This window comes from Neptunomonas sp. (assembly GCF_041601355.1).
Classification (GTDB): Bacteria; Pseudomonadota; Gammaproteobacteria; order Pseudomonadales; family Balneatricaceae; genus Neptunomonas.
On record NZ_JBFIIH010000103.1, the window covers coordinates 1 to 15,626 of the forward strand.

The 15,626-nt window shown below is 47.2% G+C and carries 12 protein-coding genes, 1 tRNA gene and 1 pseudogene; all 14 read right to left on the bottom strand.

Annotated features, from left to right (window positions below):
- Nucleotides 1-180, bottom strand: a 180-nt coding sequence (locus tag ABY436_RS14915) for a GTP-binding protein (RefSeq protein WP_372738264.1), incomplete at its 3' end; no start/stop codon positions are given.
- A 30-nt stretch (nt 181-210) separates the two neighbouring features.
- The gene (gene fusA / locus ABY436_RS14920) at nt 211-2,304 is read right to left on the bottom strand and encodes an elongation factor G (protein ID WP_372739741.1); all 2,094 of its coding nucleotides are present in this window, start codon (nt 2,302-2,304) and stop codon (nt 211-213) included.
- 19 nt (nt 2,305-2,323) lie between these two features.
- Nucleotides 2,324-2,794 (bottom strand): 30S ribosomal protein S7, encoded by a 471-nt coding sequence (gene rpsG, locus ABY436_RS14925; protein WP_090731014.1) that lies wholly within the window; start codon nt 2,792-2,794, stop codon nt 2,324-2,326.
- A 150-nt stretch (nt 2,795-2,944) separates the two neighbouring features.
- On the bottom strand, nt 2,945-3,319 hold the full coding sequence (gene rpsL / locus ABY436_RS14930) for a 30S ribosomal protein S12 (RefSeq protein WP_028470787.1): 375 nt from the start codon (nt 3,317-3,319) through the stop codon (nt 2,945-2,947).
- Between the two features lie 126 nt (nt 3,320-3,445).
- Nucleotides 3,446-7,666 (bottom strand): DNA-directed RNA polymerase subunit beta', encoded by a 4,221-nt coding sequence (gene rpoC, locus ABY436_RS14935; RefSeq protein ID WP_372739742.1) that lies wholly within the window; start codon nt 7,664-7,666, stop codon nt 3,446-3,448.
- Between the two features lie 66 nt (nt 7,667-7,732).
- Nucleotides 7,733-11,827: a DNA-directed RNA polymerase subunit beta gene (gene rpoB, locus ABY436_RS14940; protein WP_372739743.1), complete on the bottom strand. Its 4,095-nt coding sequence runs from the start codon at nt 11,825-11,827 to the stop codon at nt 7,733-7,735.
- 174 nt (nt 11,828-12,001) lie between these two features.
- On the bottom strand, nt 12,002-12,370 hold the full coding sequence (gene rplL, locus ABY436_RS14945; protein WP_372739744.1) for a 50S ribosomal protein L7/L12: 369 nt from the start codon (nt 12,368-12,370) through the stop codon (nt 12,002-12,004).
- Between the two features lie 59 nt (nt 12,371-12,429).
- Entirely contained in the window at nt 12,430-12,924 is a 495-nt protein-coding gene (gene rplJ, locus ABY436_RS14950) for a 50S ribosomal protein L10 (protein WP_090731022.1), read from the bottom strand.
- Nucleotides 12,925-13,122: 198 nt separating this feature from the next.
- Nucleotides 13,123-13,815 carry a 50S ribosomal protein L1 gene (gene rplA / locus ABY436_RS14955; RefSeq protein WP_372739745.1) on the bottom strand — a complete coding sequence of 231 codons (693 nt, stop codon included), beginning with the start codon at nt 13,813-13,815 and terminating at the stop codon, nt 13,123-13,125.
- Entirely contained in the window at nt 13,815-14,249 is a 435-nt protein-coding gene (rplK, locus tag ABY436_RS14960; protein WP_372739746.1) for a 50S ribosomal protein L11, read from the bottom strand. Before rplK ends, rplA begins: the two co-directional genes overlap by 1 nt.
- Nucleotides 14,250-14,348: 99 nt before the next feature.
- A complete protein-coding gene (nusG, locus tag ABY436_RS14965) occupies nt 14,349-14,882 on the bottom strand; it encodes a transcription termination/antitermination protein NusG (protein ID WP_090731029.1) in 534 nt (177 codons plus the stop codon).
- A 10-nt stretch (nt 14,883-14,892) separates the two neighbouring features.
- Nucleotides 14,893-15,306 carry a preprotein translocase subunit SecE gene (gene secE / locus ABY436_RS14970; protein ID WP_372739747.1) on the bottom strand — a complete coding sequence of 138 codons (414 nt, stop codon included), beginning with the start codon at nt 15,304-15,306 and terminating at the stop codon, nt 14,893-14,895.
- Nucleotides 15,307-15,319: 13 nt separating this feature from the next.
- Nucleotides 15,320-15,395 (bottom strand) — tRNA-Trp (locus ABY436_RS14975).
- A gap of 62 nt (nt 15,396-15,457) precedes the next feature.
- Nucleotides 15,458-15,626, bottom strand: a pseudogene (gene tuf, locus ABY436_RS14980) (elongation factor Tu); the annotation flags it as partial.

Consider the following 15,626-nt stretch of genomic DNA (forward strand, 5'->3'; position numbering starts at 1 on the left):
ACCACGCTCACGCTCTTCCGGAGCGTTATCGATACCGTCAAATGCTACGGCCGTACCACCAAACACTTCCGCACATACGCGCGTCAGAGCTGCTGTCAAAGTTGTTTTGCCATGGTCAACGTGGCCAATTGTACCTACGTTGACGTGCGGCAGATTTCGTTCAAATGCTTTTTTTGCCACGATAAATTACCTCTTAGATTATGGCGAAGGCTAGTAAGCCCTCATCACCGCTTCGGCGACATTCTTAGGAGCTTCAGCGTAACACTCAAACTCCATAGAGTAAGTTGCACGCCCTTGAGTTGCGGAACGCAGATCAGTTGCATATCCGAACATTTCACCCAACGGAACCTGTGCATTAATCACTTTGCCAGATGGAGTGTCTTCCATACCCTGAACCAGACCGCGACGACGGTTAAGGTCACCCATAACGTCGCCCATGTAATCTTCCGGAGTAACCACTTCGACTTTCATCATTGGTTCCAACAGACATGGATCTGCTTGCAGGGCGTATTTTTTCAACGCCTGCGACGCGGCTATCTTAAATGCCATCTCATTCGAGTCAACATCATGATATGAACCGTCATACAGTCGAGCTTTAAGACCAATCAGCGGATAACCAGCGATGACACCGTTCTTCATCTGCTCTGTTATACCCTTCTCGATAGCGCCGATGTATTCCTTAGGAATAGCACCACCAACCACTTCATTGATAAACTCCAGCCCTTCTTCATCAGACGGGCTGAACTCAACCATAACGTGACCATACTGACCGCGACCACCTGACTGACGAGCAAACTTGTGGTTAGCATCAACAGACTTACGGATCTTCTCGCGATATGCAACCTGAGGCTTACCAATGTTTGCCTCAACGCTGAATTCACGACGCATACGGTCAACAAGGATATCCAGATGCAACTCACCCATACCAGAGATAATTGTCTGGCCGGTTTCTTCATCAGTCTCAACGCGGAAAGATGGATCTTCCTGCGCAAGCTTACCTAATGCAACACCCATTTTCTCTTGATCAGCCTTAGATTTAGGCTCAACAGCAACAGAGATAACCGGCTCAGGAAATTCCATGCGCTCCAGTACGATTTTATTCGTAGGATCACACAGCGTATCACCTGTCGTTACATCTTTCATACCGATCAATGCAGCAATATCACCCGCGCGGACTTCTTTAATCTCTTCGCGGTTATTAGCATGCATCTGCACCATACGACCAACACGCTCTTTTTTACTCTTAACAGAGTTAAAAACGCTGTCGCCTGAAGCCAGGACACCTGAATACACGCGAATAAACGTTAGCGTACCAACAAACGGGTCAGTAGCAATCTTGAATGCAAGAGCAGCAAACGGCGCACTATCATCCGCAGGACGGGTAGCCACAGTTTCATCTTTGTCATCCAAGATACCCTCAATCGCTTTCACTTCGACAGGAGAAGGCATGTATTCAATAACAGCATCCAACATTGCCTGAACGCCTTTGTTCTTAAAGGCAGAACCACAAAGCATCAGAACAAGGTCGTTATCCAACGTACGTGCGCGCAGACCAGCCTTGATTTCGTCATCAGTTAAGTCACCTTCTTCCAGGTACTTTTCCATCAACTCGTCAGTAGCTTCAGCTGCAGCTTCGACCATCTCTTCACGAAGCTCATCGGCTTTCGCCTGAAGACCAGCCGGAATATCTTCCAACTCGTAGGTCATTCCCTGATCTGCTTCGTTCCACATGATCGCTTTCATGCGAATCAGATCAACAACGCCTTTGAACTCATCTTCAGCGCCGATCGGGAAATTGATTGGAACAGCCTTAGCACCCAAACGGGCTTTGAGCTGATCGATAACCATATAGAAATCAGCACCAGCACGGTCCATTTTATTAACGAAGACCATACGCGGAACATGATATTTATTAGCTTGACGCCAAACAGTTTCAGTTTGCGGCTGCACACCCGATGAGGCACACAACACAACAACCGCACCATCCAATACACGCAAAGAACGCTCTACTTCGATCGTGAAGTCAACGTGTCCCGGCGTATCAATGATATTGATACGGTGGTTTTCAAACTGTTTGCTCATACCTTGCCAGAAACAGGTAGTCGCAGCAGAAGTGATAGTAATACCACGCTCCTGCTCCTGCTCCATCCAGTCCATTGTCGCGGCGCCATCATGCACCTCACCAATTTTATGAGATAGACCTGTATAGAAAAGTACGCGTTCTGTTGTAGTCGTTTTACCGGCATCTACGTGTGCAACGATACCAATGTTACGGTAACGTGCAATAGGAGTTTTACGAGCCACGACTCATTCCTCTGAACATTTAGAAGCGATAGTGAGCAAAAGCTTTGTTCGCTTCTGCCATACGATGCACATCTTCACGTTTCTTAACAGCAGCACCACGACCATCAGCAGCATCCAGCACTTCACCAGCTAAGCGCAATGCCATAGATTTTTCGCCACGCTTACGTGAAGCATCTACCAACCAGCGCATAGACAGAGCCATACGACGAGAAGGACGTACTTCACATGGTACCTGGTAAGTAGCACCACCAACGCGACGGGATTTAACTTCAACCGCAGGCTGGATTGCTTCTAATGCTTTAACAAACATATCCAGAGGATCGTTATTTGAACGTTCCTGGATTTTATCCATTGCACCGTAAACAATACGCTCTGCAACAGATTTTTTTCCACTAACCATTACATGGTTGATAAATTTAGCCAATGTAATGTTACCGAACTTAGGATCCGGTAGTATTTCGCGCTTTGCAGCGACGCGTCTTCTAGGCATGATAAGCCCTCATATTTAAAAGGTCTTCAGGAAATTCAGATAGATAAGTATCTATCTAACCTTACTCTTACCGGGTCCGGTCTTGCCAAGTTAGTATTGGATCTGTCACCAGACATTTTACTAGCATCAACTTCCACCGTTAAACGGTGATTAAGACTTAGGACGTTTAGTACCGTACTTCGAACGAGCCTGCTTACGATCGTTAACGCCTGAACAATCCAATGCGCCACGAACAGTGTGGTAACGAACACCTGGCAAATCTTTTACACGACCGCCACGGATCAATACAACACTATGTTCTTGCAGGTTATGACCTTCACCACCAATGTAGGAAGTCACTTCGAAGCCGTTTGTTAAACGAACACGGCAAACTTTACGAAGGGCCGAGTTTGGCTTCTTCGGAGTTGTAGTGTAAACACGTGTACATACGCCACGACGCTGAGGACAAGCCTGCAGAGCCGGTACGTCACTTTTTTGTACTTTGCGCTTACGTGGTTTGCGAACCAATTGGTTAATAGTTGCCATTAAAGCAAACTCCACGTTTTCACGTTTAATTAAAAGCACCAAAAAACCGGACTGTATTCAATCCGGTCACTAGGGGGCCGGAATTTTAATCAATTCCGACCCTTGAAGTCAATCTCTGATTAATAATTAATCAGAATTTGACAAAGAGGCATTCAGAGCAGCTGCCAGTGCTTCTTGCACTTCTTCTGCACTGACTGTCTCAGTTCCTTGCGCAATCGCACGTTTGCGTTTGCGTTCGCTATGATAAGCCAAACCTGTTCCTGCTGGAATCAGACGACCTACCACAACGTTTTCTTTCAGGCCACGCAGGAAGTCCTGCTTACCCTTAACTGCACCTTCGGTGAGTACACGGGTTGTTTCCTGGAACGATGCCGCCGAGATAAAGGACTCTGTTGCCAGAGAAGCCTTAGTTACACCCAAGAGGACACGTTCAAATTTAGCCGGCATCTTATCAGCCGCTTCCAATTCAGCGTTTTCAGAGACAACAGCAGCATATTCAACCTGCTCGCCAGGTATAAAGGTAGAGTCGCCCGAAGTAACAATCTCAACTTTACGCAACATCTGACGACAGATAACTTCAATATGCTTGTCGTTGATACCTACACCCTGAAGGCGATAAACGTCCTGAATTTCGTTTACAACAAACTCTGCCAATGCTTCCACGCCCAAAATACGCAAGATATCATGCGGATTAGTCGGACCATCGGAAATAACCTCACCCTTCTCAACATGTTCACCCTCGAACACGTTCAGGTTACGCCACTTCTGAATCATCAACTCATACGGCTCGGCATCGTTTGGTGTAATAACCAGACGCTTTTTGCCTTTAGTTTCTTTACCGAACGAAATAATACCTGAGATTTCAGCCAGTATTGACGACTCTTTTGGCTTACGCGCCTCAAACAGGTCGGCAACACGCGGCAGACCACCGGTGATATCCTTGTTGACTGAACCTTCCTGCGGGATACGCGCTAGCGCCTCACCGACCGAAACGTTAGCGCCATTAGCCATGTTAATGATCGCTTTAGCAGGCAACAGATACTGTACCGGCTGATCTGTACCCGGGTGACAAATGTCAACACCTTTGGCATCAACCAGCTTAATCAACGGACGAATCTCTTTGCCCGCTGCCGGACGATCTTTACCATCCAGAATCTCAGTCGTAGAAAGCCCGGTCAAATCATCTGTAGTCTGCTTAACGGTAATACCATCTTCCATACCTACGAAGATAACCGTACCACCTACTTCCGTGATGATCGGGTGGGTATGCGGATCCCAGTTAGCAACGATGTCGCCAGGATTCACCTGAGCACCGTCCTTAACCTTGATAATAGCACCGTAAGGAAGCTTGTAACGCTCACGCTCACGACCATGCTCGTCCGTAACACCCAACTCACCAGAACGCGATACTGCAACGAGGTGACCTGCTGGCGATTCAACATACTTGAGGTTATGCAGACGAATATCACCGCCTTTCTTAACCTGAACACTATCAACGGCTGCCGCTCTTGAAGCCGCACCCCCGATATGGAACGTACGCATAGTCAGCTGGGTACCCGGCTCACCGATTGACTGTGCAGCGATAACACCGACAGCCTCACCCGCGTTAACACCATGACCACGACCCAGGTCACGACCGTAACATGCCGCACAAATACCAAAACGTGTATCACACGTGATAGCCGAACGAACAACAATTTCATCAATAGAAGAAAAGGCCTCATCATTTTCTAAATGATGCACCCACGCTTCATCGATCAATGTACCAGCAGGAATCAGAACATCAACACCGGCAGGGTCCAGCACATCACGCGCGACCACACGACCCAGTATACGATGACCCAGAGCAACAACAACGTCGCCACCTTCGATCATTGGCTGGATAACCAGACCATTCTCGGTGCCACAATCAACTTCTGTGATAACCAGATCCTGCGCCACATCAACCAAACGACGCGTCAGATAACCTGAGTTCGCTGTTTTCAATGCAGTATCAGCGAGACCTTTACGTGCACCATGTGTTGAGATGAAGTACTGAAGTACGTTCAAACCTTCACGAAAGTTAGCCACGATTGGCGTTTCGATGATAGAGCCATCGGGTTTCGCCATCAGACCACGCATACCGGCCAGCTGTCGAATCTGCGCCGCACTACCACGGGCACCGGAGTCAGCCATCATATAAACTGAGTTGAAAGACTCCTGATCGACTTCATTACCATCACGGTCAATAACTTTCTCAATCTTCAGGTTTTCCATCATGCGCTTCGCCAACAAATCGTTAGCGCGCGACCAGATATCAATAACCTTGTTATATTTCTCGCCTTGCGTTACCAGACCATCCGCAAACTGACGCTCAATCTCTTTTACTTCAGCATCAGCTTCACCAACGATTGCCGGTTTCTCATCCGGAATAACGAAATCGTTAACCCCAATAGATGAACCTGAAACTGTCGCCTGACGGAAGCCCATATACATCAGCTGATCGGCGAAGATAACCGTATCTTTAAGACCGCAACGACGATACGCTTCGTTAAGCAGACGAGAGATAGCTTTTTTCTTCATCGCCTGATTAACAAGCTCAAACGGCAAGCCATCAGGAACGATAGAGAACAACATTGCCCGACCTGCCGTTGTCTCTTTAATTTCCGTAATTTCAGTAACATTACCTTCAATATCACGAATGACTTCTTTGACACGTACTTTAATCCGCGCCTGCAAATCCAGCTGCTTAGCACCGTATGCTCGCTCGATCTCTTCGATATCAGAAAAGGCCATGCCTTCGCCTTTACCGTTGATACGCGATCGCGTCATCCAATACAGACCCAATACAACGTCCTGTGACGGAACAATAATTGGTTCACCGTTTGCTGGTGATAAAATATTGTTGGTAGACATCATCAAAGCACGTGCTTCAAGCTGCGCTTCAATAGTTAACGGTACGTGTACCGCCATCTGGTCTCCATCAAAGTCGGCGTTGTAAGCAGCACAGACCAATGGATGCAACTGAATTGCTTTACCTTCAATCAGCACAGGCTCAAATGCCTGAATACCCAAACGGTGAAGTGTAGGCGCACGGTTCAGCAGAATCGGATGTTCACGGATTACTTCATCCAGAATATCCCAAACCAGCGGCTCTTCACGCTCAACCATTTTCTTAGCGGCTTTAATCGTTGTCGCATAACCACGCAGTTCAAGCTTAGAAAAGATGAATGGCTTAAACAGCTCAAGCGCCATCTTCTTAGGAAGACCGCACTGATGCAGGCGCAGGTAAGGACCTACCACAATAACCGAACGACCGGAGTAATCGACACGCTTACCTAACAAGTTCTGACGGAAACGACCCTGCTTACCTTTGATCATGTCAGCCAAAGATTTTAATGGACGTTTGTTAGAACCGGTAATAGCACGACCACGACGACCGTTATCCAACAGCGCATCTACAGATTCCTGCAGCATACGTTTTTCGTTACGCACAATGATGTCAGGTGCGTTCAGATCCAACAGGCGCTTCAGACGGTTATTACGGTTAATAACACGACGATACAGATCATTCAGATCGGACGTAGCAAAACGGCCTCCATCCAAAGGTACCAACGGACGAAGATCTGGCGGCAATACTGGCAAAATTGTCAGCACCATCCACTCAGGTTTATTACCCGACTTGTAGAATGACTCGCACAGTTTCAGACGCTTAGAGAGCTTCTTGATTTTGGTTTCAGAGTTTGTCTGCGGAATCTCTTCCCGCAGCATTTGGATCTCTTCTTCCAGATCGATTGAAGCCATCAACATCTGTACAGCTTCAGCACCCATACGGGCATCGAACTCATCGCCGAACTCTTCAAGGGCTTCAAAGTACTGCTCGTCGTTCATCAGCTGACCACGCTCTAGCGTCGTCATACCAGGCTCAACAACAACAAACGATTCAAAATACAAAATACGTTCGATGTCACGTAGCGTGATATCCAGCATCAAACCAATACGGGATGGCAATGACTTCAAGAACCAAATATGTGCTACTGGACTAGCGAGTTCGATATGCCCCATACGGTCACGACGAACTTTAGTCAGTGTGACTTCAACACCACACTTTTCACAGATAACACCGCGGTGCTTCATGCGCTTATACTTACCGCAGAGGCACTCATAATCCTTGACCGGACCAAAAATCTTCGCGCAAAACAAACCATCACGCTCAGGCTTGAATGTACGATAGTTAATCGTTTCCGGTTTTTTAACTTCACCGAATGACCACGAACGGATCATTTCCGGTGATGCAAGCGAGATTTTGATCGAGTCAAATTCATCAGCCTGACTTTGTGATTTCAGTAGATTCAGCAGATCTTTCATTGTCTACGGCTCCTCGCGGAGTTATTGGGCAGGCACAGCGCGCCTACCCGGGTGATTCGGCAATACCTAGTCGTTTTCCAGCTCAATATCGATACCCAGAGAGCGAATCTCTTTGATCAATACGTTGAACGATTCAGGCATTCCTGGCTCCATTTTATGGTTTCCGTCGACGATGTTTTTATACATCTTCGTACGTCCATTCACGTCATCCGATTTAACGGTCAGCATCTCTTGCAGAGTATATGCCGCACCATAAGCTTCCAGCGCCCACACTTCCATCTCTCCGAAGCGCTGACCACCGAACTGTGCTTTACCACCCAGCGGCTGCTGAGTAACAAGGCTGTAAGAACCGGTTGAACGCGCATGCATCTTGTCATCAACCAAATGGTTAAGTTTCAGCATGTACATGTAACCAACAGTCACCTGACGTTCAAACTTATCGCCGGAGCGACCATCAAACAGCGAAACCTGACCGGTATCGTTCATGCCGGCCATACGCAAGAGCTCTTTAACTTCGGCTTCTTTAGCACCATCAAATGCCGGTGTTGCCAATGGCACACCACCGCGCAAGTTGCGCGCCAGTTCGATAATTTCTTCATCAGAGAAACTATCCAGGTCTTCATGACGGGAGTTTTTCCAGCCATCAAGCTCGCTATTATAGATCCGGTGAAGAAACTCACGAATCTCTTTAACAGCTTCTGCTTTGTCGCGTTCAACTTCTAACATTTCATTGATACGACGACCCAGACCTTTTGCTGCTGCACCCATATGGGTTTCAAGCACCTGACCTACGTTCATACGCGAAGGTACACCCAACGGGTTCAGCACGATATCAATCGGCTCACCATTTTCATCATAAGGCATATCTTCTACAGGCATGATTACGGAGATAACACCTTTGTTACCATGACGTCCGGCCATCTTATCGCCCGGCTGCACACGGCGCTTAGTAGCCACGTACACCTTAACGATTTTCAGAACACCTGGCGCCAGATCATCACCTGCCTGCAGCTTGTTCTTCTTGTTTTCAAACTTTTTGTCAAGCTCTTCACGACGCTCTTCAAGTTGTGTTTTAGCCTGCTCAAGCTGTTCTGATACCGCTTCATCAGAAATACGAATTTTAAACCATTCATCTTTCTTTAAGTCAGCCAGAAACGCCTCAGTGATTTCAGCGCCTTTTGTCAGACCTGCACCACCATCAGCTTTTTTGCCAACCAGCACTTTAGCCAAACGCTCATAAGTCGCTTGTTCTACAATTCGATATTCATCATTAAGATCTTTACGAATCGCATCCATTTCTGCTTTTTCAATCGCCAGAGCACGCTCGTCTTTCGTCACGCCGTCACGGGTAAAGACTTGTACATCGATAACTTTACCGGTTGTACCGCCTTTCACACGCAATGAAGTATCTTTAACGTCAGATGCTTTCTCACCGAAGATAGCACGTAGTAATTTTTCTTCAGGTGTCAGCTGCGTTTCACCTTTTGGCGTTACTTTACCGACCAGAATATCACCAGGGCCAACTTCAGCACCGATATGTACAATTCCTGATTCATCCAGCTTAGCCAGCGCCGACTCACCTACGTTCGGGATATCTGAGGTAATTTCCTCAGACCCAAGCTTGGTATCACGCGCTACACACGTAAGCTCCTGAATATGAATAGTGGTAAAGCGATCTTCTTCCACTACGCGTTCAGAGATCAGGATCGAGTCTTCAAAGTTGTAACCATTCCAGGGCATGAATGCGATACGCATGTTCTGCCCAAGCGCCAACTCACCCATATCAACTGAAGGACCATCCGCCATAATGTCGCCACGAGTTACTGACTCGCCGGGACGCACAATAGAGCGCTGGTTAATACAAGTATTCTGGTTAGAGCGTGTGTATTTTGTCAGACTGTAAATATCTACACCCGCATCACCCACCGCCACTTCTGCATCGTTTGCACGCACCACAATACGCGCCGCATCAACCGACTCAATGACACCACCACGCTGAGCGGTAACACATACACCAGAATCACGGGCAACATAACGCTCCATACCTGTACCTACCAACGGCTTATCAGCACGCAAAGTAGGAACAGCCTGACGCTGCATGTTAGAACCCATTAATGCACGGTTAGCATCATCATGCTCCAGGAAAGGAATAAGTGATGCGGCAATAGATACCACCTGACGTGGCGAAACATCCATGTAATCAACCTTCGCAGGCGCCATTACCGTTGTTTCATTCAAATGCCTGACCGTTACCATCTCTTCTGTCAGACGCTTGCCTTCGTCCATTGAAGCTGACGCTTGCGCGATAACAAAATTATTCTCTTCAATAGCCGAGAGATACTCAATATCATCACTGACAACACCATCAACTACCTTACGGTAAGGTGTTTCAAGGAAACCATAGTCGTTAGTACGAGCAAAGGTTGCCAATGAGTTAATCAGACCGATATTTGGTCCCTCTGGCGTTTCGATGGGACATACACGACCATAATGAGTCGGATGCACATCTCGCACCTCAAAGCCCGCACGCTCACGAGTCAAACCACCCGGGCCTAACGCGGAAATACGACGTTTATGCGTAACTTCGGATAACGGGTTGTTCTGATCCATAAACTGAGACAGTTGTGATGAACCAAAGAATTCTTTGACTGCTGCCGCAACAGGCTTGGCATTGATCAGATCCTGAGGCATCAGGTTATCCGCTTCAGCCATACTCAGACGATCACGAACCGCACGCTCAACACGCACCAGACCGACACGGAATTGGTTTTCAGCCATCTCGCCAACAGAACGGATACGACGGTTACCCAAGTGATCGATATCATCAACGATGCCTTTACCGTTACGAATATCAATCAGGGTTTTCATCACATCCAGAATATCGTCTTTATCCAGAACACCAGAACCGACCGTTTCTTCACGACCCAGGCGACGGTTAAACTTCATCCGTCCTACTGCCGACATATCGTAACGTTCTTCAGCAAAGAACAAATTGCCGAATAGCGTTTCTGCAGATTCTTTTGTTGGCGGCTCGCCAGGACGCATCATGCGGTAGATTTCTACTAACGCTTCCAACTGACTGCGGGTAGGGTCATTACGCAATGTATCAGAGATAAACGGACCACAATCAAGCTCATTAGTGTAAAGCGTCTCAATCGCGGTTACATTTGCAGCGACCAGTGTTGCTATCAGTTCATCCGTTACTAATGTATTACATGGACAAATCAGTTCGCCCGTTGAAGGGTCTACAACATCTTTTGCAATCGACTTACCCAGCAGGTATTCAAGCGGCACTTCCAGACGGCTCATATCAGCCATCTTATTGATGTGACGTGGCGTAATACGACGCCCTGCCTCAACAATGACTTCACCCTGGTCATTTTTGATTTCAAATGACATGGTTTCACCGCGCAGACGATCAGGAACGAGCTCCATCTGCACTTTGTCTTCAGTCACTACCCAAGAGGTATTCTCAAAGAAAATATCAAGAATCTCATGAGTTTCATAACCCAGCGCACGCAATAATACGGTAGCCGGCAATTTACGACGACGGTCAATACGTACAAATAGCGCATCTTTCGGGTCGAACTCAAAGTCCAGCCAAGATCCGCGGTACGGAATGATACGCGCCGAATAAAGCAATTTACCCGATGAGTGCGTTTTACCTTTATCATGATCAAAGAACACACCCGGTGAGCGATGGAGCTGAGAAACGATTACACGCTCAGTACCATTCACTACGAAGGTTCCGTTATCCGTCATCAAAGGCATCTCGCCCATGTAGACTTCCTGTTCACGGATATCTTTCACTGCTTTATTAGATGATTCACGATCATAAATAACCAACCGCACTTTGACACGCAGTGGTGCAGCGTATGTTACGCCACGCTGTTGACATTCCTTAACGTCGAAAACAGGCTCACCGAGGCGATAGCCTACATATTCCAATGCAGCATTGCCGGAATAAGAGACAATAGGAAATACAGATTTAAATGCCGCGTGCAGACCTTCCTCATTACGCTCTCCGGCATCCGCACCTTCCTGTAGGAATTTGCGGTAAGAGTCTAGCTGGATCGCCAGCAGGTAAGGTACATCCATGACTTGCAGCAATTTGCTGAAATCTTTGCGGATGCGTTTCTTTTCAGTATACGAATAAGCCATCAGTGTTCCCCAGCATGTGCACCAAGTTGAGAAGCAGCCCAGAACGAGAGCTTCTGGTCCGCGCAGCCGTTATTTATTTGCTGTCTACAAATAACGGAAAAAGGCCGGTGGCAATTTGCCACCAGCCATAGGTGTTTCAAGCAGTCTCAGGCTGCTTGTAAAGCATAAGCCAGATTACTTAAGCTCAACAGAAGCGCCAGCTTCTTCCAACGCCTTCTTAAGAGCTTCAGCGTCATCTTTGCTGATCTGCTCTTTAATAGTAGACGGCGCGCCATCAACCATTGCTTTAGCTTCTTTCAGACCCAGGCCTGTAGCAGCGCGAACAGCTTTGATTACGTTAACTTTCTTCTCACCAGCAGAAGTCAGTACAACATCAAACTCAGTCTGTTCAACAGCAGCAGCAGCATCGCCAGCAGGACCAGCAGCAACAGCAGCAGCAGCAGATACGCCGAATTTTTCTTCCATAGCTGAAACCAATTCAACAACATCCATTACAGACATTTCAGCGATAGCGTTAATAATATCTTCTTTAGTCAGAGACATGACTTTTTCCTAAAAATATGGAGCCTAAGCTCGTTAAATCGTTATGAAACAGCAAGAAATCAGGCTGCTTCTTGCTCTTTCTGATCGCGTACAGCGTCGATAACACGTACCAACTTACCTGCAGCTGCTTCTTTCATACAGCTCATCAATTTAGCAAGCGCTTCATTGTATGTTGGCAGGCTTGCCAGCACAGCAATATCAACGATCGCCCCTTCAAAGGCGGCTGATTTAAGCTCAAGCTTATCGTTTTTCTTAGCGAACTCTTTAAGAATACGCGCACCAGCACCTGGGTGCTCTTTAGAGAAAGCGATAATTGTTGGGCCAACGAAAGAATCAGACAAGCACTCATACGCTGTACCAGTTACTGCACGACGTGCCAACGTGTTACGCACAACACGTAACCACACGCCATTTTCACGCGCTTCTTTACGCAGAGCAGTCATATCCCCAACGGTAACACCGCGGGAATCTGCTACTACTGCAGACAGTGCGTTTTGAGCAGCTTCCTGGACTTCAGCGACGATCGCTTTTTTATCTTCTAGTCCTAATGCCACAATTAACTCCTGGATTAATAGTCTTACGACTGTTTACCATCAATCTACCTAAGTAGAGTTGCGAGTACGGTGGTATTCACCGTCTGCGCAGGCTGGAACCCATTAAGATGCGCCAAAGACGCATCACCTGCGGTCTTTGACGGCCTTCGTCTCTGTCTAACAGGTCACGAAGACCCTCAAAAAACCTTTTTTAGTTGATTAAGCCAAAGTAGCCTGATCAACCAAAATGCCCGGCCCCATAGTAGAGGACAGTACAATTTTCTTAACGTAGATGCCTTTAGAAGATGCTGGCTTAAGCTTCTTAACTTCAGCAACCAAAGCAGCTACGTTTTCTTTAATAGCATTTGCATCAAATTCAATTTTACCCACGCCAGCGTGAATAATTCCGTTCTTATCTGTACGGAAGCGAACCTGACCTGCTTTAGCATTACGCACAGCAGTAGCAACATCGGGAGTTACCGTACCCACTTTCGGGTTAGGCATCAGACCACGAGGACCCAGAATCTGACCCAACTGACCAACCACACGCATAGCGTCCGGAGTAGCGATAACAACGCCGTAGTTCAGATCACCCGCTTTCATAGAAGCAGCCAAATCTTCAAAACCGACAACATCTGCGCCTGCTTCTTTTGCTTTTTCAGCGTTCTCACCCTGAGCAAAAACAGCAACACGTACTTCTTTACCAGTACCGTGCGGCAATACAGTAGAGCCACGAACAACCTGATCAGATTTACGAGGATCAACACCCAGGTTTACAGAAACATCGATAGATTCTTTAAACTTAACAGTGGACACCTTAGCCAGCATTTCTACGGCTTCAGTAATTGAGTATGCCTTACCAGCAGTGACTACTTCACGAATAGCTTTCTGACGCTTAGTTAACTTAGCCATTATTGCTGACCCTCCACTACAAGGCCCATGCTGCGGGCACTACCAGCGATAGTACGAACAGCCGATTCTAAATCAGAAGCATTCAGATCTGGCATTTTAATAGTTGCTATTTCTTCAAGCTGAGCCTGTGTAACCGTACCTACTTTAACAGTATTCGGGCGACCAGAACCGCTTTTCAGACCGGCTGCTTTCAGCAACAAAACAGCCGCTGGCGGAGTTTTAGTCACAAAAGTAAAGCTGCGATCACTGTATACAGTAATAACAACCGGAGTCGGCAAGCCAGGCTCAAGACCCTGAGTCTCAGCGTTAAAAGCTTTACAGAATTCCATGATGTTCACACCATGCTGACCCAAAGCTGGACCTACTGGTGGACTTGGATTCGCCTGAGCTGCTTTAATCTGCAGCTTGATATAAGCCTGTATTTTCTTGGCCATTAAGATACTCTCCTTTGGGTTATTCGCCTTACGGCTCCCCGTTTTTCATAGACACAAAAACTCCACCTTAGAAAAGGCAGAGTGTTTATATAGTAAATATCAGACTTTTTCGACCTGACCGAACGCCAATTCAACCGGTGTAGAACGACCAAAAATCAAAACCGCTACTTTCATGCGATTCTTCTCATAATCAATCTCTTCCACAACACCATTAAAGTCAGCAAAAGGACCATCTGATACACGAACCATTTCACCTGGTTCAAATACAGTTTTAGGCTTAGGCTTATCAACCCCACTGCGCACACGAGATAAAATCTCATCCGCCTCACGCTGCGTAATCGGCGCCGGCTTGTCCGCAGTCCCGCCTATAAAACCCAGCACACGTGCGGTATGCTTCACAAGATGCCAGGTTTCGTCTGTCATCTCCATCTGCACCAGCACATAGCCAGGATAAAACTTACGTTCAGATTTACGTTTTTTGCCATCCTTAATCTCAACAACCTCTTCGGTCGGAACCAGGATTTCGCCAAACATATCTTCTAAACCTGCAAGAGCAATGCGCTCTTCCAGCAATGCCTTTACACGCTTCTCATAGTTAGAGTGAGCATGAACAACATACCAATTTTTAGCCATGCCCTTTCTCCTAACCTATTATACTAGAGACTATCCAACCCAATAAGGAGTCAAGCCCCCACAACATCAAACCTATCAGCAACACCACAACCACGACCATCGCCGTTGTCTGCAATGTTTCCTGGCGCGTCGGCCAAACAACCTTACGCACTTCATTCTTTGCCTCTTTAAACAGAGTAAAGAATGCACGACCTTTTCCCGTTTGTAGCGCCACAAACCCAGCAACCAAAGCCAACACCAGCAAGGCAATGACCCGATACAACAGAGACTGCTCAGCATACATTGAGTTACCGACAACACCTGCCGCTACCAGCAATACAACAACTAGCCACTTTACGGTGTCGAACTTAGATCCTTCAGATGCAATTTTTGCGTTCACGCTTGTTAGCCTCGGCTTCGAATAAAGCTTGCGCTTTGATACCATCTTCGACTGAAGATGGCAGGCCAGGAGGGACTCGAACCCACAACCTGCGGTTTTGGAGACCGCTGCTCTGCCAATTGAGCCACTGGCCTGTAAAAAACAGGGACGCACATTATATTTACGCCCCGGTTATTTGGCAACACTTTTATCACAATTATGCGATAATTTTTGACACCACACCCGCGCCTACAGTACGACCGCCTTCACGAATCGCAAAACGCAGACCTTCATCCATTGCGATTGGTGCAATCAGAGTAACAACCATCTTAACGTTGTCACCCGGCATTACCATCTCAACGCCTTCTGGCAGTTCACAGTTACCA

Excerpts from the sequence above, each read along its gene's own strand:
- nusG (WP_090731029.1), bottom strand. The coding sequence starts at position 14,882 with ATGGCTAAAAATTGGTATGTTGTTCATGCTCACTCTAACTATGAGAAG.
- rplA (WP_372739745.1), bottom strand. The coding sequence starts at position 13,815 with ATGGCTAAGTTAACTAAGCGTCAGAAAGCTATTCGTGAAGTAGTCACT.
- rpsL (WP_028470787.1), bottom strand. The coding sequence starts at position 3,319 with ATGGCAACTATTAACCAATTGGTTCGCAAACCACGTAAGCGCAAAGTA.
- secE (WP_372739747.1), bottom strand. The coding sequence starts at position 15,306 with ATGGTATCAAAGCGCAAGCTTTATTCGAAGCCGAGGCTAACAAGCGTG.
- rpoB (WP_372739743.1), bottom strand. The coding sequence starts at position 11,827 with ATGGCTTATTCGTATACTGAAAAGAAACGCATCCGCAAAGATTTCAGC.
- rplL (WP_372739744.1), bottom strand. The coding sequence starts at position 12,370 with ATGTCTCTGACTAAAGAAGATATTATTAACGCTATCGCTGAAATGTCT.
- rpoC (WP_372739742.1), bottom strand. The coding sequence starts at position 7,666 with ATGAAAGATCTGCTGAATCTACTGAAATCACAAAGTCAGGCTGATGAA.
- rpsG (WP_090731014.1), bottom strand. The coding sequence starts at position 2,794 with ATGCCTAGAAGACGCGTCGCTGCAAAGCGCGAAATACTACCGGATCCT.
- rplK (WP_372739746.1), bottom strand. The coding sequence starts at position 14,249 with ATGGCCAAGAAAATACAGGCTTATATCAAGCTGCAGATTAAAGCAGCT.